We start from the raw sequence: 20,039 nt of genomic DNA on the forward strand, positions 1-20,039 counted from the left end.
GTAGTGAGTACTGAACATGGAAGGATAGTTGACTGAAACTGCTCGTGCGCAGGTGCAACAATTTATCCCACTGCCTCTTCAATAAGCTTATCCATGATATTTTCCAGACCGAGGGTACCACATCTTCATTTGTGCACCCCGCAATGTGCATTGTAAATCACGCCGTTACAGGCATTGTACTCACGCAGCAGTGCACAGGCAGCATCTCGCAGCAAGCCGGTCGTAACCGTAATACCGCGCGCTTCCAGTCCACCCATCCAGTTTTCCGGCCGAGGGCCTTCATCGAAACCTATTGCCTCGACGTCATCACTGCGTGCGGCACAGACCAGACTGCGTACCCCGGACCAGATCACCGCACCAAAGCACATCACGCAGGGCTCGGCGCTGGTCACCAGTTCGCAGGCAGGCAGACCATCGGCACTCAGATCATGGGTATCCAGTTTTGCCTGCGCCAGCGATAACGCGAGGATCTCTGCATGGGCGGCGGAACAGCGGCCCGGCACCACCCGGTTGGTGCCGGCTGCGATCAGCAGACCGCTGTCGCGTTCAAACACTGCGGCGGCAAAGGGCCCACCATCCGCAGCAATGTTGGCACGCACCAGTTCAAGTACATAACCCATGCGCGCTTCCGGTGCAGCCAGTACGCGCGGCTCGTTATTCGCCTGTACAAGGAAGGGAGGCAATCCGATGTGCAATGCGTCATTCATAAGGTAACTCTACACTACTGTTGACCCGAACGGGTAATGGCTGATCTGGTTTGGCCACTTGGTTTCCACCTGAGACAAAGTCGTTTTGTCTCCAGTATTCAACACAAGCTTCACAATCGACAGGCAGGACGATCGAGCTAAAGTCAGCCCGCCAGCAGCCGATAAAATCTGAAAATTTATAAGGGATTTTTCAGTCATGCTGGTAGCTATCGGATATGTTGTCGTAATCGTTTCGGTGTTTGGCGGATTTGCCATGGCAGGTGGCCATCTGGGTTCGCTTTTTCAGCCGGTCGAACTGATCATGATTGCGGGAGCCGCAGTGGGTGCTTTTTTTGTCGGCAACTCCGGCAAGGCAATCAAGGCCACTTTCAAAGCACTCCCTTATATTTTCAGGGATGCGAACTATACCAAGTCCGTTTATATGGAATTGATGACGCTGCTTTATGAAATCCTCGGCAAAATCCGCAAGGAAGGGCTGATGTCGATTGAAGCAGATGTGGATGATCCCGGTAAAAGTCCGTTGTTCGGAAAATACCCCAAAATCCTGTCAGATCATCATGCCACCGAATTCATCACCGATTATTTACGGCTGATGGTGGGCGGCAATCTCAATCCGCTGGAAATCGAGAATCTGATGGATGGTGAAATCGAAACGCATCATCAGGAAGGTGAGGTGCCCGTACATGTCATCAGCAAGATGGGGGATGCACTCCCGGCTTTCGGAATCGTGGCAGCGGTGATGGGCGTGGTGCATACCATGGAATCAGTAGGAATTCCACCAGCCGAGTTGGGTAAACTGATTGCTGCGGCACTGGTTGGAACATTTCTGGGTATTTTGCTTGCCTACGGTTTTATCGGCCCACTGGCAAATCGGCTGGAACAGCGATTGCATGAATCCGGCAAATTGCTGGAGTGCGTCAAGGTTACCCTGCTGGCTAATCTCAATGGCTATGCACCTGCGCTGGCAGTCGAATTCGGCAGAAAAGTACTGTTCTCTACCGAGCGACCTTCTTTCGCCGAGCTCGAAAAACACATCAAACAAAGCAAGGCTAAATGATGCCGCTTACTCCTAGTGTATTTTCTGACGAGGTCGTAAATGGCTGAGGATATTTCACAAAAACCCATCATCATCAAACGCATCAAGAAGATAGCGGGACAGCATCATGGCGGCGCCTGGAAAATTGCCTATGCTGACTTCGTAACGGCCATGATGGCTTTCTTTCTGTTGATGTGGCTGCTGGGCTCAACGACACAAGGTGATAAGGAAGGTATTGCCGAATATTTCAAGACACCGCTGAAAGTCGCATTGCTTGGAGGAGATGGCAGCGGCGACAGCACCAGTGTGGTGAAAGGTGGCGGAGATGATATCAGCAAAAAAATCGGCCAGATGAAGCGATCGGATTTCGATGATCTGAAGCGATCCATCGACATGGATGCGCTGCAGGCACTTCAGGATCGCTTCGAGCTCGAACAACTGGAAAAACTCAAAGCCAGAATTGAAGATACAATCAACAGCAATCCGGCACTCAACAAATTCAAGAGCCAGTTACTGCTCGACATTACTTCGGAAGGTCTGCGTATCCAGATCGTCGATGAAAAGAACCGTCCCATGTTTTCCATGGGCAGAGCGGAACTCCAGTCTTACACCAAAATGATCCTGCATGAAATCGGCAAGATGCTGAATGATGTCGGCAATAAAATCAGCCTTTCCGGGCATACTGATGCCACTCCTTATCCCACTGGTGAAAAAAGTTACAGCAACTGGGAGTTGTCGGCAGATCGTGCCAATGCTTCCCGGCGTGAACTGATTGCCGGCGGAATGAGTCCGGAAAAGATGTTGCGCGTGGTCGGGTTGTCTTCCGCAGTGATGTTCGATAAAGCGGATCCATTCAGTCCCTTCAACCGCCGGATCAGCATTATCGTCATGAACAAGAAAGCCGAGGATGCCATTACCCGTGAAAGTCTGGGTGAAGTGGATATCCACAGTAAAGAAGAAGTCGATTCCCAGATCATCCAGTAAACGCAATGCTGTATTCCACTGAAACTTGCCAGCATAGCTCTTCGGAATCGCTGCTGAAAAAAACTCTTGTGGTGCTGCCAGGCAGCATTCTGGCCACGTACCTGCTGGGAACGACTCTGCCGTGGCCGATCACACTGTTACATGCGGTCTGGTTGCAGGGGTTGATTGCTGCACTGGCAAGTTACTACCTGCTTCACATGCCGGTCTGGTGGACAGCCATCCATTTGCTTTTTTTTCCGGCGTTGCTATCGGCGACCCTGGTACTCAATTTACCTGCTTACTGGTATCTGGCTGGTTTTATCACGCTGCTGCTGGTTTTCGGCAGAATACATCGCACCCGGGTACCGCTTTTTCTGTCCAGCGGAGAAGCGGTTGACGCACTGGCCAGGCTATTGCCGCAGGATTGCCAGTTCAAACTGATCGATCTGGGTTCAGGTTGTGGCGGGCTGGTATGCAAACTGGCACGGATGTTACCCCATGGCAGTTACCACGGGATTGAAACTGCCGTACTGCCCTGCTGGATCAGTAAGCTGAGAGCCTTGTTGTCCAAACAGGATTGCCAGTTTAAATGGGAAAGTATCTGGCAACATGATCTGTCCGGATACGATGTGGTTTATGCTTACCTTTCTCCTGTACCAATGCCCCGGTTATGGGAGAAAGCACGCCGCGAAATGCGCCTCGGCAGTCTTTTTATCAGTAATACCTTTACAGTTCCGGGTATCAAACCTGACCGGTGTATCCGGCTGGATGATTTCAGTAGTACTGTGCTTTATATCTGGCGAATAGCTTGATGCAACACAGCATCACTCTCGCCGCCAGGTCGTTCCTTGCGGACTATCTTCCAGAATGATGCCAGCTTCCGCCAGTTGCTGGCGCAGTGTGTCTGCCTGCGCAAAATTCCTTTCTTTGCGTGCCTGCAAACGCTGCTGGATCATATTCTCAATCTCTTCCACGGAATACTGGCCATCCTGCAGATGAGCAGGGTATTGCAGATATTGCTGCGGTGGTTGCTGTAACAGGCCCAGTACTCCGCCCAAAGCCTTGAGCAAGCTGGCGTAATGCGAATCACCCGTCCGGTTTGCTTCGCTTGCCAGATCGAACAGCACGGCAACCGCTTCCGGAGTATTGAAATCATCATTCATTGCTGACATGAAACGTCGGGCATAAACATTATTTTCCCAGTCGATCACAGCAGTGGCTACCTCAGAATCCTGGGATGGTGCATGATTCTTCAACACGGTGTAAAGGCGTTCCAACGCACTTCTGGCATCGTTGAGGTGGGCATCCGAATAGTTGAGCGGGCTGCGATAGTGCGCACGTACAATGAAAAAACGAACCACTTCAGGCTGGTAGCGAGTCAGCACTTCTCGCACAGTGAAAAAATTACCCAGTGATTTGGACATTTTTTCATTGTCCACCCGCACAAAACCATTGTGCATCCAGTAATTCACATGGGAATGACCATGTACACCTTCACTCTGGGCAATTTCATTTTCGTGATGCGGGAATTGCAGATCCTGCCCACCTCCATGGATGTCAAACTGATCGCCCAGATAATGTTCGCTCATGGCTGAACATTCGATATGCCAGCCCGGACGCCCCTTGCCCCACGGTGAATCCCAACTGGGTTCATCGGGTTTAGCGGCTTTCCATAACACAAAATCCAGTGGATCTCGCTTATTGGTATCGATTTCCACACGCTCACCAGCACGCAGATCATCGAGTGATTTCCCGGAAAGCTTGCCATAACCAGGAAAACGCCGCACATCGTAAAACACATCTCCATTACTGGCTACGTAGGCCAGCCCCCTGTTCAACAAGGATTCGATCATTGCAATCATGCTGTCAACATACTCGGTTGCACGCGGCTCGAAAGAAGGGCTGATTACGCCAAGGGCCATTGCATCTTCTTCCATTGCCTGAATGTAACGGGCAGTCAGCGCGTTGAAAGGTTCATGATTTTCCAATGCCCGGCGGATAATCTTGTCATCGACATCGGTAATATTGCGTACATAAATTACCTTGTAACCGAGTGTTTGCAACCAGCGAACAACGCTGTCAAACACAACGAGTACACGAGCATGCCCCAGGTGACAATAATCATAGACAGTCATGCCACACACATACATTCTGACTTCACCGGGCGTAAGAGGGATAAATTCACGCCTGGAACGGGTAAGCGTATCGTAAATTTTAAGCATCGGAAGAATGTACGAAAGAGAAGGTTGGATTGTAGAGGTGTTTATTTTGTTGGTAAAATCAGGGGCTTGTCCTTCAACAACAACCCGCCCCGAGAAAAACAAGGGCAAAACCGTGCGAGTATAACATAATGAAAACCTTCCTCTTTGAGCGACAGACTGCCCGCCCGATGAAATCGATCACCTCCACCGGTCTTTTCTTTATTCTGTGTCTGATGATATCGGCAACCTCGGCTTTTGCGGCCAATCCAAAGGTCGAAATCAAAACCAATCTCGGTGCAATACAGGTGGAACTGTATCCCGATCAGTCGCCTAAAACAGTCGAAAATTTTCTGAATTACGTCAAGGATGACTACTATACCGGCACGATTTTTCATCGTGTCATTGCCGGTTTCATGGTTCAGGGGGGAGGATTCGATCAGAATTACACCCAGAAACCGACCCGGCAGCCAGTTGAAAATGAAGCCGCCAACGGGCTTAAGAACACCATTGGCACCATTGCGATGGCGCGCACCCAAGATCCGCATTCTGCTTCATCACAATTTTTTATCAATGTTGCAAACAATCATTTTCTTGACTATACCGCCCCCACCCTGCAAGGATATGGCTACACTGTCTTCGGCAAAGTCACCAGCGGCATGGATGTGGTCAGTAACATTGCCAGTTCACCAACCGGCGCAAACGGGCCTTTTAGCAGTGATGTCCCTCGGAAAATGATCATCATCGAAAGTATCAAACTGCTCCCGGCTGCAATCAACCCCGAAAATCCATAAACTCAGGAAAAAACCAGAATGGTCAAAATACATACTAATCATGGCGTCATTACTTTGGAACTCGACAGCGACAAAACACCGATCACTGTCGAAAATTTTTTGCGTTATGTCGATAGCGGACATTACGAAAATACCCTGTTTCACCGCGTAATCGACGGTTTTATGATCCAAGGCGGCGGCTATTCGTCCGGAATGAAAGAAAAATCGACTCTGGCACCCATTCAGAATGAGGCTGCACTGGGTTCCGGTAATGAAGCCTACACCATCGCCATGGCACGTACTTCCGATGTACATTCTGCCACGGCACAATTTTTCATCAACGTTGCCAACAACCACTTTTTGAATCACACCAATATGACGCCACAGGGTTTTGGTTATTGTGTGTTCGGCAGAGTTGTCGAAGGCAAGGAAGTGATCGACACGATCAAAAAAGTAAAAACCGGTCGTCATGCCGGACATCAGGATGTTCCGCTGGAAGATGTCATCATTCAGAAAGCAGAGAGAGTGTGAGTCAGGGCTCTGATAAATATCCTGTCTGGCGTAAGAAACGGTAGTCTGGTTTGTTTTTATAGATAAGGATTTCGTTGAAATATGAAGGATATCGATCAAATTCTGGAAACTGCCCGGGAACGGGCAGAGGATATGGGAGTACCCTACAAAGGCGCACTGCTACCGTCTGAAGCACATGCTGTCCTACAAGCCCTTCCGGAAGCCAAAATCGTGGATGTGCGGTGTCGTGCCGAACTGGATTGGGTAGGACGTGTTCCCAAAGCAATCGAAGTGGAGTTGCTGACTTACCCGGGAATGCAACCCAATTCCGGCTTTCTGGATCAGCTCACCAGTCAGATTGCAGATGATGCGGTGCTGCTGTTCATCTGCCGCAGTGGTAGTCGATCCAGTCAGGCGGCGGCCCTTATGAGTCAGAATGGTTTTACTGACTGCTACAACATTCTGGAAGGTTTTGAAGGCGATAAGGATGAAAGCGGTCATCGCGGACAACAATCCGGCTGGAAAGCTGCCGGATTACCATGGATTCAGAGCTGATCAGTCGACAGACCAGTCAACCAGACCGGAATAAGCGGTAAGCAATACGATCAGACCAAAACCGATCCGGTACCAGGCAAACAGGGTGAAATCGTGATGACTGATATAGCGTATGAACCCACGTATCGCTATCAGCGCACTGATAAAAGCAGCAACAGACCCCGTTGCAAACATCCCCAGATCATCGATATACAAAAATTCCCGGTGTTTGTAGACATCGTAAAAAGTTGCAGCAAACATAACCGGAATTGCCAGAAAAAAAGAAAATTCTGCCGCTGCCTTGCGTGACAGACCAAAAAGCAGCCCACCGATAATCGTCGCACCCGACCGGGAAGTGCCGGGGATCAGCGCCAAGCATTGTGCACAACCCACCTGCAGTGCCTGTTTCCAGCTCATATCGTCCACTGTTTCAGCCTCTATCCTGTGTTCCCGTCGCTCTGCCCACAGGATCAGAATTCCGCCGGTAACCAATGCAATGGCAACCGGCATCGGGTGAAACAGATAGTGTTTTATCGTTTTGATAAACAGCAAACCCAATATTGCTGCCGGTAAAAAAGCAATAAACAGGTTCATTACGAAACGATTCGCCTGCCGGGCACCCAGATTTCGGATGATGTTTACCAGGCGCTCCCGATATTCCCAGCAAACGGCGAGAATTGCACCCAGTTGTATAGCCACAGTAAAAACTTTGGCTTTGTCATCATTGAAATTGAGTAAATCTCCAGCCAGTATCAAGTGACCGGTAGATGAAATTGGTAAAAACTCGGTCAATCCTTCGACAATACCAAGCAGCAGCGCTTTGAGGAGAATCAGCCAATCCATCGTTGTCTAGTGAACAGGGTTCAAGCAAATGAAACTGTGGAAAATGATCATTGTTTGCTGTAAAGCTCCCCACCCTTCTCAATGAATTCATTTGCTTTCCTGGCCATACCTTCCTGTAACGCTACAGTCTCGGAGATTCCCTGTTGCGCAGCATAGTCACGCACATCCTGGGTAATTTTCATCGAACAGAAATTAGGCCCGCACATCGAGCAGAAATGGGCGAGTTTGGCACCTTCCTGCGGCAATGTTTCATCGTGAAATTCCCTGGCTTTGTCAGGATCGAGGCTCAGATTGAACTGATCATTCCAACGAAACTCGAAGCGCGCCTTGGAGAGCGCGTTATCCCGAACTTGCGCACCAGGATGGCCTTTGGCCAGATCGGCGGCATGTGCGGCGATTTTATAGGTAATGATTCCATCCTTGACATCATCCTTGTCCGGCAAACCAAGATGCTCTTTAGGCGTGACGTAACACAGCATGGCCGTGCCATACCAGCCAATCATGGCAGCACCGATTGCCGAGGTAATGTGGTCGTAACCGGGAGCAATATCGGTCGTGAGCGGCCCCAAGGTATAAAAAGGTGCCTCGTGACAATATTTGAGCTGCAGATCCATATTTTCCCGGATCAGGTGCATAGGCACATGACCGGGCCCTTCAATCATCACCTGCACATCATGCTTCCAGGCAATTTCGGTTAATTCACCCAATGTTTTCAGCTCGGCAAACTGTGCTTCATCGTTAGCGTCGTAAATCGAACCGGGGCGTAATCCATCACCCAGAGAAAAGCTGACATCATAGGCCTTCATGATTTCGCAGATATCTTCAAAATGTGTATACAGGAAGCTTTCCTGATGGTGCGCCAGGCACCATTTGGCCATGATGGAGCCACCACGCGAAACGATACCGGTCATCCGCTTGGCTGTCATCGGAATGAAAGGCAGGCGCACTCCGGCATGAATCGTAAAGTAATCCACTCCCTGTTCTGCCTGCTCGATCAACGTATCGCGAAAAATTTCCCAAGTCAGCTCTTCCGCTTTGCCATCCACTTTTTCCAGTGCCTGATAAATGGGCACGGTTCCAATCGGAACCGGACTGTTGCGAATAATCCACTCGCGTGTCTCATGAATATTTTTTCCGGTGGACAGATCCATGACCGTATCCCCTCCCCAGCGGATCGCCCAGGTCATTTTCTCCACCTCATCCTGAATGCTGGAACCCAGCGCGGAATTACCGATATTGGCATTGATCTTGACCAGAAAATTGCGACCGATGATCATTGGCTCCGTTTCCGGGTGATTGATATTGGCGGGAATGATGGCACGTCCGCATGCTACTTCATCACGAACGAATTCTGGCGTGATCCACTCCTGAATTATTGCACCGAAACTCTGTCCGGGATGCTGCCGGTTCAACAACTCATTACTTGCCAGATCAGCAACACGCTCTCTGCGCTGATTTTCCCGGAGTGCGATAAATTCCATCTCCGGCGTGATGATGCCGCGTCTGGCATAGTGCATCTGGGTGACATTGGCGCCATTCCTGGCATGCCGAACCGGACGCATCAGATTGAAGCGCATCTTCGTCAGAGCGGGATCCTGCAGCCTTTTCAGACTGTAACTCGAGGACAGTCCGGTGAGAATTTCGGTATCCCCGCGTTCATCAATCCATTTTTCGCGCAAAGGAGGCAAGCCATGGCGTATATCTATGCGAGTGTCAGGATCAGTATAGGGGCCGGAAGTATCATAGACATAGATTGGCGGGTTTTTTTCTGCTCCCCGTCCGGTAGCAGTGTCAGATTGGGTGATTTCGCGCATTGGCACCTGGATATCGGCACGCGAACCCTGAATATAAATCTTGCGTGAATTGGGCAATGGCTGTACTGCTGCCATATCTACCCGGGCATTGTCATTGGTGAATTTTTCCAGCTTAGAAACGGGCGTTTTCATGCTATGCTCCTCAAAGTGCCGCAAGGAGCAGGAGAGTGACTCCTGGCTTCCCTCCGGCGGCGTTATCCGCATCAGGTATTAAGGGACTCTCTCACCGGCATTTGCAGAAAACTGCAAATGCGGACCCCTAGCCACAGCTGCCAAGCTAAAGTAAATATGGAATAATTGCAAGCCCGATTCTTTCATCGATAACAGAGTTATAAGATTTATGGTGAACCTCGAACAAACCCGCTTCAACATGGTAGAACAACAGATCAGAACCTGGAATGTACTGAATCAGGACATTCTCGATTTGCTGTATCAGGTCAAACGTGAAGAATTCGTACCTGCCGCTTATCGTTTCATGGCATTCGTGGATATGGAGATCCCGCTGGAGCATGGTGCCGTTATGTTAACACCCAAAATGGAAGCACGGATTCTGCAGGAACTGCATATCAGAAAAACTGACAAAATCCTTGAGGTTGGCACCGGAACAGGTTACATGACTGCATTGCTGTCCAAACTCGGGGCTCATGTCTTCAGTGTAGAAATCGTGCCCGAACTTCATACCATGGCGCACATCAATCTGCAGACGCACGACATTACCAATGTCACCCTTGAGCTGGGAGATGCCGCTCGTGGATGGCCCGGTCACGGACCTTATGACGTCATCGTTCTGACTGCCTCCACCCCCGTTTTACCAGAGGCATTTCAGCAAAATCTGGCACCGGGAGGTCGATTGTTTGCCATCATTGGTGAAGAACCCGTCATGGAGGCGACGCTGATAACCTGTACCTCGCCCGGTAATTACAGTTCGACATGCCTGTTCGAGACTTGTACCGCACCCTTCAGAAATGCGCTTCAGCGTGAGAGCTTTCACTTTTGAAATCTCATCTGTTAATTGCTTGATTACCCCGGTGACGGCCATCAAATCACAAAAATACGAAGATGATGAAAAGTTTGCGAGGTTTTGCTTTTCTGTTATGCCTGTGCCTGTATTTTTGTGAACAGTTACAGGCAGCCGATCTGATACAAATTTACCGCGAGGCACTGGAAGAGGATGCGCAATACGGTTCAGCCCGGGCAGCCTATATAGCTGCACAGGAACGGTTGCCTCAGGGAAGAGCAGGTCTGCTGCCCGATCTCCGTGTGACGGGTACTGCCCAGAACCAGTATATTGATACCGGCGGAGCACCGACCAGGGAGATCAAAAACCGGGGATTTACTGTAGCGCTCACCCAGCCAATCATTCGTTTCGAGAATTTCATCATTTACCAGCAATCAAAAAACGAAGTGGCTCAGGCTGATGCACAATTTGTCATTGCTGCTCAGGATTTGATTTTACGAGTTGCACAAGCTTATTTCGATGTACTCAAGGCAAAAGTTGATCTTGAAGTCGTCGAGTCCCAGAAAAAAGCGATTCATGAACAACTGGAACAGGCCAGACGGAACTTTGAGGTGGGTGTCTCCACCATCGTCGATACCCACGAAGCCGAAGCACGTTATGATTTGACCTTATCCCAGGAAATTGCTGCCAGAAACAAACTGGAAATCAGTCAGCGCGCGCTACAGGTTCTTATCAATCGACTGCCTAGTGATCTGCAGGATGCCAGCCTGGACAGGATTATTGCCGATCCGCTTACTCTACCTCATGACGGGATGGACGAATGGGTCCAGCTGGCGGAAGAAAGAAACTTCCAGTTAAAAGTACAGCGTATCGCTTACGAGATTTCCGAACAGACCATCGATCGTGCCAGAGCAGGTCACTATCCAACGCTTGATCTGGTTGCACAATATAACGATCAGAGCGGTGTCGGCGGTACTTTTACCGGACGAGGGATCGATCTCGTCAGTAAATCGGTAGGATTGCAACTGACCGTTCCTATTTTTCAGGGATTATCGGTGCAGTCCCGTGTCAGGGAATCTTTGGCCAACCGGGATAAAGCGCGCAAGGATCTGGAAAACGTGCAGCGTACAATCGCATTGCAGGTTCGCCAGAATTATCTCAATGTGACCAATGGTATCGCTCAGATCAAAGCATTGAAACAGGCTTTGACATCCAGCCGCAGCCAGCTGGATTCAACCATGCTAGGTCAGGAGGTCGGCGTCCGCATGGAAATAGATGTGCTCAACGCGCAACAGCAGTATTTTTCGGCACGCAGAGATCTTGCCCAAGCCTATTATGATTACCTGATGGCCCGACTTCGGCTGAAGGCTGAAGTCGGTGACCTGGATGAGGATGATCTGCTGGAAATCAATGCGCTGCTCTGATTTTTCCTCTTTCATTCGAGAAAGACTGGAAACACTGAATCATTTTTCATCATAGCAGCGATATACTGCAAAAATTACTTGTCGATATGCTCACCTAACCGTTTATGCAGCGTCTTTGTCCGCTGTGACGGTTGCTGGCAGGCCATGCGATAAACACGCAATGTTTTTTGTGCATACCCTAAAACCGTATCCTGCGGATAATTGATAATTTCCTGCAAATCGGTGCCGGCACTGATACCTGCGGGTAAACCTGACAGCAATTCCAGACCTTCGCGCATATGACTGATCGCGTAAATGTGGAATACGCCTTTGGATACAGCATCAACCACCTCATCATCCAGCATGAGGTGGCGACAATTGCGGTCCGGAATCAGCACCCCTTGTGTACCATCAAGCCCAGCTGTTGCACAAACCCTGAAAAAACCTTCAATTTTTTCGTTAATGCCCCCTATCGGAAGCATTTCACCATATTGATTGATTGCCCCAGTAACAGCGATACCCTGCCGAAACGGTAACCCCGACAACGCTGACAGCAACGCATACAACTCTGCACAGGAAGCGGAATCACCCTCTACCCCGTAATATTCCTGCTCAAATACAATGGAAGCATTGAATGCGAGTGGTGCATTATGATGAAACAGAGCGGACAGAAAACTCTGCAGAATGAACACGCCCTTGTCGTGGATCGGACCGGACATACCGACTTCACGCTCGATATTGAGCAAACCATCTTCTCCTGCAAAGGTATGTGCTGTGATACGACTTGGGATGCCAAAACTGTGATCGCCCATTTCGATCAGACTCAAACCATTGATCTGTCCGATTCTTTCATCATGCACAGTAATCACCACATCCCCGTCGGCAATGGCTTCCTGCGCACACTGATCCGGATAATTGTGCCGCAGTGTTCGCGCCCGCCGGGCTGTTGTAACATCCCTGGCCTCAACAACGAGATTCCCACGCGTTTTGCACTGCCGGGCACTTTCCACAACCAGCATTTCTGTATGGCTGAAGTTTGCACTTAATCGCTTCTGATCTTCAGCAGCTCTATGACAGGTTCTCAGCACAGAAGCCACCGCTTCCCGCGAAAAATGCGGCAGGCACGATTGCTGGCAGATATGAGCGATGAAAACGGACAGAGCACGATAAGCTTGTATGCTGGCTGTAAACGCAGCCGCAAAATCGACTTTCACCCGAAATCGCCGTGCCAGCTCCGGGTTTTCTTCCTGTATTGCATAATACTGCTCGCGCGAGCCGATCAGAACGATCCTGACATCAACTTTTACAGCTTCCGGTTCGATTGGCACGACAGGTGCTGACACATTGACAGCCCAGGGTTCTTCGATTTGCAACAGGTGATTACGCAGCAAGCGACAAAATTTTTCCCACAAGAAAGCATCGACCAGCAGATCATCCAGATGTAACATCAGGAAACCACCATGTGCTCTCAACAAACTGCCTGCACGGATACGAGTGAAATCTGTAACCAGCACACCTTCAACAGACTGATACCCGATGCTGCCAATCAGTGATTTGAATGAAGGATTCTCGTCGATTACGACCGGTGCGCTGAGTAAATCCCGGTTATCCACTACCACATTGATTCGGTAGCGCTCAAATAGTTGTTTCAGATCTTCCGGGTTCTTTTCTTCGCTGAGATCAGTCAACTGGAATAGATCCAGATTTTCGAGAATGTCGTGTTTGATGTTATCCAGGTGATTTTTCAATCGAGCATGATCAGAAAAGGATTGATCCAATCCTTCCAGCACGACATTCAATACCTGACCCAGCAGCGGCTCGATCCAACCCCGGCACAATGCGGCAAGCTCCTTATCCCGGCTTTGCTCCAGAACACGAATCTTTTGAAGATAAGATGCAATTTCGCTGCGCAGCACTTGCTCATCCTGATCGAGAGCAGCTCTCCGATCTTTCGGCAATGCCAGGATTTCTTCTTCGGTCAGCGGTTTTCCGGATTCATCCAGAAGTGTAAACACCAGGCGCCCTGACTCACGCCGTAGTGCGAAACACAATGATTCCGCAAAAGTATTGAGTTCTTCAAAATAGCGGGTTTCTTCCAGTTTAAAACGCTTTTCGATATGACTCGTTTCTACCTTGAAATCATCCTCACTCAGGCGCTCCGGTATTTCCTGCAGTAAATGGCTCACGGATTGGGCAAGCTGCTGCCGCAACCAACTGCCCTTACCTGCCGGTAAATGCAATGCCAGTGGCCGTTCCGGAACATCAAAGTTATACATGTAGCATAAATCACGCGGTGCTGGCTTGCGGGCGGCCACTTCTGCCATTGCTTGCCGCAACAGGGAAGATCTGCCACTGCCGGTTTCACCCAGTACAAACAGGTTATAGTCCGGGTGTTCCATTTCCAGACCAAAATAAGTTGCCTGCCTGGCACGTTCCTGGCCTATCCAGTCAAGTGGCTGATCGATCAGAGCAGATGTATCCGGAAACTCCAGAGAATCAGGATCGATCGTTAAACCGAGCGCACATGGCTCCAATCTGGTTATAGGCATGTTTTGGATTACCGGTATTGAAAGAAATTTGGAAAATCAGGTGGATCGGACAGTGAATAGAATTGTTCGTGTTGCCGGCAAGACGGCCAGAAATATGGATGGCAGCTGTTGAAAGCTAACAAAACCAAAATAGAGAACAGCGTGCAGGTATCAGAAATGACTCAAAACTGTCAAAAAATGTTTGTAGTGGGAAACAATACTTACGATGCTTTCTAACCGGGATTGGAAAAACTCCCTGTTTCTGGAGCAGCAAATTTCCTCCAAATCCAAGAAAAGGAAATTCACTGCTCAAGTCAGGTTTGGATACAGGTGAACTATACTAAAACAGGGTTGGCAGCGTAGTACTGATGTGCAGCAGATGATGCCATACCTCTATCAACTTTCACGCCCATATCGATCAGCACATGTTCCAGTGCATCCAGGCAAAATATGACGTTTTCAAGTCTGCTGGAATTACCCATCAACCCGAAACGCCAGATTTTTCCTGCAAAATCACCCAATCCGGCACCAATTTCAAGATTGTAGCTATCCAGGAGCCTGCGGCGTACCTCTTTTTCATCCACGCCCGCCGGAACATATACAGAATTCAGTTGCGGCAAGCGATATGGTTCAACCACGACATATTCGATTCCCAGTGTTTTTAGCCCGGCCTTCAGTGCTTCATGATTGCGACGATGCCTTGCCCAGGAGCGTTCCAGCCCTTCTTCGTACAATATCACCAACGATTCATGCAACCCATACAGAGAGTTGGTGGGTGCCGTATGATGATACGTACGGGAAGCTCCCCAATAACCAAGCAGTAAACTGATATCCATAAACCAGCTGTGTACTTTTTCAGTGCGATTCCTGACCAGATCCACCACTCTCTCTGAGAAACTGACCGGAGATAATCCAGGTGGACAGGATAAACACTTCTGGCTGCCGGAATAAATGGCATCGATATCCCATGCATCCATATACACAGGCGTTCCGCCCAGTGATGTAACCGTATCCATAATCGTGAGACAATCATGCTTTCTTGCAATCTGAGCAATTGTGTGTGCATCTGACTGAACACCTGTGGATGTTTCAGCATGTACGAATGCGACAATTTTGGCGTCCGGATTCTTTTTCAGCATGTCTTCCACTTTTTGCGGGTCGACCGGATCGCCCCATTTATCCTCCACCACCAGTGGAATCCCGCCACAGCGCTCAACATTTTCAATCATCCTCCCCCCAAAGACGCCATTTCTGCACACGACAACCTTGTCTCCGGGCACGATCATATTGACGAAACACATTTCCATACCGACCGAACCCGGCCCTGAAACCGGGAAAGTCATTAAATTGGTCGTCTGGAATACATATCGCAACAACCCTTTCAACTCTTCCATCATCTCGGTGAAAACCGGGTCAAGGTGGCCCAGCGTTGGCCGTGCCATGGCAGATAGCACTCGCGGGTGGGTATCAGAAGGTCCCGGCCCCATTAAGGTGCGTTGGGGTGGATAGAATGTGGTTATTTTTTTTTCGGGACGAAAGCTTTCTGTGGTCATTATGATTCCTAATAAATGTGAATGAAAAAATATTATCCTTTGGTCCTCTGGAATCCGGTATCCGTCTTTGTATTGTTATTACCGATTTGTACCAGCAACCAGAATCATCAGGAAAATACGGCATCATTTACCGGTATTCAAAACAAAAGACCACCGTTTCACTGCGATTATCGAGTGAACCAATCAGTACTTTCTCAAAGATTCTTTAAGGATTGAAGCTGGAATTCTATCAAGTGATGGTGAAATTTACTATCTGGCTGCGAAATATAAAACCTGAACTTGCTGATCTGCTAAAAAGAACAGGGCACTTCGAGAAATTCCGAAGTACCCTGCAGTTTTTGAACGATCAATGATCAGTGCTTGATTGAAGGAGCACTTGTCACTCTCTCTTCAGATGCAGACGAAATCACCTGGCTCGAAATATCCGATGGCAGCATTTCAGGTTTATATTCCAATGCAATCTCCAGTACCTGATCAATCCATTTTACCGGCTTGATGTTCAGTTTACTTTTTATGTTTCCGGGAATTTCACTCAAATCTTTCATATTATCTTCAGGAATCAGCACAGTACTTATCCCGCCACGATGAGCCGCCAGGAGTTTCTCTTTGAGTCCGCCGATTGGAAGAATCTCTCCTCTAAGCGTGATTTCCCCAGTCATCGCAACAGATGCACGAACGGGTATACCAGCCAGCGCTGATACCATTGCCAGACAGATACCAATACCGGCACTTGGCCCATCCTTGGGTGTGGCACCTTCAGGCAGGTGAATGTGAATATCATTTTTCAGGTAGAAATCATCTGATATCCCCAGAATTCTTGAACGGCTTCTGACCACAGACAACGCCGCCTGGATGGATTCCTGCATGACTTCACCCAATTTACCGGTTGTAATCGTTTTCCCTTTACCGGGTAACACTACCGCTTCGATCCTCAGCAGTTCTCCACCTACTTCTGTCCACGCCAAACCTGTAACCTGACCGACTTGATTCTTTTCATCAGCCATACCGTAGGTGTAACGACGCACACCAAGATATTTACTAAGGTTGCGCGAATTAATGATTATCTTTTCCTTGCTCTTCTTAACCAGCAATGTTTTAACGACTTTTCGGCAGATCTTGGATACTTCTCTTTCCATCGAACGTACTCCCGCTTCCCGGGTGTAGTAGCGAACAATGTCACGCAGTGCGGATTCAGAAACGGACAGTTCATCTTCGTTCAAACCATGATCCTTCATCTGTTTTGGCAGAAGATAACGTTTTGCGATATTCAGTTTTTCATCTTCGGTATAACCTGAAAGTCGAATGACTTCCATACGATCCAGCAGTGCAGGAGGAATATTGAGTGTATTCGCAGTCGCAACGAACATAACATCCGACAGATCGTATTCCACTTCGATGTAATGGTCCACAAACGTGCTGTTTTGCTCCGGATCAAGTACCTCCAGCAAAGCTGATGAAGGATCACCCCGGAAGTCCATTCCCATCTTGTCAACTTCATCCAGCAGAAACAACGGATTTTTGACACCGACTTTCGTCATGCTCTGCAAAATTTTTCCAGGCATGGAGCCAATGTAAGTCCGACGATGTCCTCGAATTTCAGCTTCATCCCGCATTCCTCCCAGAGACATACGGATAAATTTGCGATTCGTGGCGTGAGCAATGGATCGGCCCAATGAAGTTTTACCAACCCCGGGCGGACCGACAAGACAAAGGATGGGCGCTTTGGATTTGGCAACTCGCTGTTGTACTGCCAGATACTCGACGATTCTTTCCTTGACTCTTTCCAAACCATAATGATCTTCATCGAGGATTGATTCAGCCTGTTTCAATTCTTTACTGATTTTGGTCTTTTGCTTCCAAGGCAAAGCAACCAATGTATCGATATAATTTCGCACAACGGTTGCTTCTGCTGACATAGGAGACATCAGCCGCAGTTTTTTCAGCTCTGATTCAGCCTTGGCAAGTGCTTCTTTGGGAAGAGAAGCTGTTTTTATTTTTCTTTCGATTTCTTCAAGATCGGCGCCATCTTCCCCTTCTCCCAGCTCTTTCTGGATAGCTTTCACCTGCTCATTCAGATAATAGTCACGCTGACTTTTTTCCATCTGGCGCTTCACTCTGCCGCGAATGCGTTTTTCCACTTGGAGAATATCCAGCTCAGCTTCCAGCAGGCCAAGCAATCGTTCCAAGCGTGGCTGAACGTCAAAAATTTCCAGAATTTCCTGCTTTTGTTCCAGCCTTAATGGAAGATAGGCCGCAATCGTATCAGCCAAACGCCCAGCTTCGTCAATACCAGTCAAAGAAGCGAGAATTTCCGAAGGAATTTTTTTGTTCAATTTGACATACTGGTCAAATTGAGAAAGAAGTGCGCGCCGTAATGCCTCGATTTCCGGGGTGTCCGTTTCCTCGATCCTGACCTGAATAGTCTTTCCCGAAAAAGAGGTTTCAGAATCACTGAATGATTCAATTTTTGCCCGATAATTTCCTTCTACCAGTACTTTGACTGTACCATCAGGCAATTTCAGCATTTGCAGAATGCTCGAAACACAGCAAACCCTGTAAAGATCCTGAGGGGCTGGATCATCTTTGGCCGCTGATTTTTGTGCGACCAGCAGAATGTTCGTCCCCGCTTCAGTAGCGACTTCCAGAGCTTTGATAGATTTCGGACGCCCCACAAACAGCGGGATCACCATGTGAGGAAAAACGACTACATCACGCAGCGGAAGCAAAGGTAGATCCAGCTCGCTTGATTCTCCAGCGTCGATAATATCTGATGTCATGTCATTTACTCCTTACAGGGAACATGGATCGACGAAGTATGGTGACATTTTGAAAAACCAAGTGTATTTACCACGTGTTAAAAAATTAAATCTCAACAAAGAATTAGTGCTTATTTCGAACTCCTGGCCAGCTTGGGTTTTTCTGCATAGATTACGATAGGCTGAAGTTCATCGTGATTAGATCCACTCTCAATGACCACTTTAGAGACATTCTCGATCGAAGGCAGGTCATACATGATATCCAGCAGCGTCTCCTCAAGTATTGAACGCAATCCCCGCGCTCCGGTTTTACGGGAAAGCGCTTTTCTGGCGATTGCAACAAGCGCCTGTTCGCGAAATTCCAGCTCAACCCCGCCTTCCATGCTGAACAGCTTGTTATACTGTTTGATCAGTGCATTCTTCGGTTCGACCAGAATCTGAATCAAAGCAGCTTCGTTCAATTCACTTAATGTTGCCACCACCGGCAGGCGCCCGACAAACTCTGGAATCAGGCCATATTTGATCAGATCCTCAGGCTCGATATCTTTCAGGATTTTGTTTAGTTCTTTGCGATCATTCTGATTGATGACATCTGCGCCAAAACCGATACCACTTTTTTCAGAACGTCCCCGTATGATTTTATCGATACCGTCAAATGCACCACCACAAATGAAGAGAATATTGGTGGTGTCGATCTGGATAAACTCCTGATTGGGATGTTTGCGTCCACCCTGGGGAGGTACCAAGGCAGTTGTTCCTTCAATCAGTTTAAGCAGCGCTTGCTGTACACCTTCCCCCGAAACATCCCGGGTTATCGACGGGTTATCCGATTTGCGTGAAATTTTGTCTATCTCATCGATGTATACAATTCCACGCTGAGCTTTTTCCACATCGTGGTTACATTTTTGCAGCAGCTTCTGAATAATGTTTTCAACATCTTCACCGACATATCCGGCTTCTGTCAGTGTGGTTGCATCAGCGATGACAAACGGAACATCCAGTAACCTTGCCAGTGTCTGTGCCAGCAAAGTCTTGCCGGATCCGGTCGGCCCGATCAGCAATATGTTGCTCTTGGAAAGCTCAACATCGTCACCGTTGTTGACCTTTGACAGATTTTTTAACCGTTTGTAATGATTGTAGACCGCAACGGAAAGTATTTTTTTTGCAGATTCCTGTCCAATGACATATTGATCCAGCGTTTCGCGGATTTCATGCGGGGTTGGCAAACTGGTTTTAGCCAGCTTGGCAGTTTCATCGACCTGAATTTCCTCACGAATGATATCGTTACAAAGATCGATACACTCATCACAAATGAACACGGAAGGCCCGGCAATCAGTTTCCTGACTTCTCGCTGACTCTTTCCACAAAAGGAACAATACAAAAGTTTCTCGTCGTTTGTTTTCTCGGACATCATTCCACCCCGCAATCATCGAACGAATTCGCCCCATTATTCAGCAAGGGC

At 48.6% G+C, this 20,039-nt stretch carries 16 protein-coding genes and 1 riboswitch; of the genes, 8 read left to right on the forward strand and 8 right to left on the reverse strand.

Translation table 11 applies throughout. The features are described 5' to 3' along the window. Positions 1-125 precede the first annotated feature (125 nt). Positions 126-707 (reverse strand): guanine deaminase, encoded by a 582-nt coding sequence (locus tag HRU73_RS10750; RefSeq protein WP_287398691.1) that lies wholly within the window; start codon positions 705-707, stop codon positions 126-128. 196 nt (positions 708-903) lie between these two features. Here HRU73_RS10750 and motA point away from each other — a divergent pair, with 196 nt between their 5' ends. The 3 genes from motA to HRU73_RS10765 are packed head-to-tail and all read left to right on the forward strand — an operon-like array spanning position 904 to position 3,518. After that, positions 904-1,764, forward strand: coding sequence for a flagellar motor stator protein MotA (gene motA, locus HRU73_RS10755; protein ID WP_011110698.1), 861 nt, complete (start codon positions 904-906; stop codon positions 1,762-1,764). Between the two features lie 39 nt (positions 1,765-1,803). Next, a complete protein-coding gene (gene motB, locus HRU73_RS10760) occupies positions 1,804-2,727 on the forward strand; it encodes a flagellar motor protein MotB (RefSeq protein WP_011110697.1) in 924 nt (307 codons plus the stop codon). Positions 2,728-2,732: 5 nt separating this feature from the next. After that, entirely contained in the window at positions 2,733-3,518 is a 786-nt protein-coding gene (locus HRU73_RS10765; RefSeq protein WP_287398692.1) for a class I SAM-dependent methyltransferase, read from the forward strand. A gap of 12 nt (positions 3,519-3,530) precedes the next feature. Here the strand turns inward: HRU73_RS10765 and cysS are convergent, their stop codons facing one another. Then, entirely contained in the window at positions 3,531-4,928 is a 1,398-nt protein-coding gene (cysS, locus tag HRU73_RS10770) for a cysteine--tRNA ligase (RefSeq protein WP_287398693.1), read from the reverse strand. A gap of 128 nt (positions 4,929-5,056) precedes the next feature. Here cysS and HRU73_RS10775 point away from each other — a divergent pair, with 128 nt between their 5' ends. The 3 genes from HRU73_RS10775 to HRU73_RS10785 all read left to right on the forward strand — a co-directional run bounded on the left by HRU73_RS10775 (position 5,057) and on the right by HRU73_RS10785 (position 6,742). After that, on the forward strand, positions 5,057-5,698 hold the full coding sequence (locus HRU73_RS10775) for a peptidylprolyl isomerase (RefSeq protein ID WP_287398694.1): 642 nt from the start codon (positions 5,057-5,059) through the stop codon (positions 5,696-5,698). A gap of 18 nt (positions 5,699-5,716) precedes the next feature. Next, positions 5,717-6,208: a peptidylprolyl isomerase gene (locus HRU73_RS10780; RefSeq protein ID WP_287398695.1), complete on the forward strand. Its 492-nt coding sequence runs from the start codon at positions 5,717-5,719 to the stop codon at positions 6,206-6,208. 81 nt (positions 6,209-6,289) lie between these two features. Then, positions 6,290-6,742: a rhodanese-like domain-containing protein gene (locus HRU73_RS10785; RefSeq protein ID WP_287398696.1), complete on the forward strand. Its 453-nt coding sequence runs from the start codon at positions 6,290-6,292 to the stop codon at positions 6,740-6,742. On the opposite strand, the gene HRU73_RS10790 is transcribed toward HRU73_RS10785, so the two are convergent. After that, positions 6,743-7,564 carry an undecaprenyl-diphosphate phosphatase gene (locus tag HRU73_RS10790; protein ID WP_276678796.1) on the reverse strand — a complete coding sequence of 274 codons (822 nt, stop codon included), beginning with the start codon at positions 7,562-7,564 and terminating at the stop codon, positions 6,743-6,745. A gap of 47 nt (positions 7,565-7,611) precedes the next feature. Then, entirely contained in the window at positions 7,612-9,510 is a 1,899-nt protein-coding gene (thiC, locus tag HRU73_RS10795) for a phosphomethylpyrimidine synthase ThiC (RefSeq protein ID WP_287398697.1), read from the reverse strand. 31 nt (positions 9,511-9,541) lie between these two features. Further along, positions 9,542-9,649, reverse strand: a riboswitch (TPP riboswitch). A 69-nt stretch (positions 9,650-9,718) separates the two neighbouring features. On the opposite strand from thiC, the gene HRU73_RS10800 reads away from it, so the two are divergent. Both HRU73_RS10800 and HRU73_RS10805 read left to right on the forward strand, forming a co-directional pair. Continuing rightward, entirely contained in the window at positions 9,719-10,375 is a 657-nt protein-coding gene (locus HRU73_RS10800; RefSeq protein WP_287398698.1) for a protein-L-isoaspartate O-methyltransferase family protein, read from the forward strand. Positions 10,376-10,437: 62 nt separating this feature from the next. Continuing rightward, complete coding sequence (locus HRU73_RS10805; protein ID WP_287398699.1) at positions 10,438-11,760, forward strand: TolC family outer membrane protein; 1,323 nt, start codon at positions 10,438-10,440, stop codon at positions 11,758-11,760. 74 nt (positions 11,761-11,834) lie between these two features. Here HRU73_RS10805 and HRU73_RS10810 read toward each other — a convergent pair whose 3' ends face one another. From HRU73_RS10810 to clpX, 4 genes are all read right to left on the reverse strand, one after another. After that, positions 11,835-14,288, reverse strand: a complete 2,454-nt coding sequence (locus tag HRU73_RS10810) for a Lon protease family protein (protein ID WP_287398700.1) — start codon at positions 14,286-14,288, stop codon at positions 11,835-11,837. A 314-nt stretch (positions 14,289-14,602) separates the two neighbouring features. Beyond that, positions 14,603-15,820: a pyridoxal-phosphate-dependent aminotransferase family protein gene (locus HRU73_RS10815; protein ID WP_287398701.1), complete on the reverse strand. Its 1,218-nt coding sequence runs from the start codon at positions 15,818-15,820 to the stop codon at positions 14,603-14,605. A gap of 353 nt (positions 15,821-16,173) precedes the next feature. After that, positions 16,174-18,597 (reverse strand): endopeptidase La, encoded by a 2,424-nt coding sequence (gene lon, locus HRU73_RS10820; RefSeq protein ID WP_287398702.1) that lies wholly within the window; start codon positions 18,595-18,597, stop codon positions 16,174-16,176. 110 nt (positions 18,598-18,707) lie between these two features. Further along, positions 18,708-19,988: an ATP-dependent Clp protease ATP-binding subunit ClpX gene (clpX, locus tag HRU73_RS10825; RefSeq protein ID WP_011110684.1), complete on the reverse strand. Its 1,281-nt coding sequence runs from the start codon at positions 19,986-19,988 to the stop codon at positions 18,708-18,710. Between the last annotated feature and the right edge of the window lie 51 nt (positions 19,989-20,039).

It is taken from the genome of Nitrosomonas sp. H1_AOB3 (assembly GCF_015709435.1).
Classification (GTDB): Bacteria; Pseudomonadota; Gammaproteobacteria; order Burkholderiales; family Nitrosomonadaceae; genus Nitrosomonas; species Nitrosomonas europaea.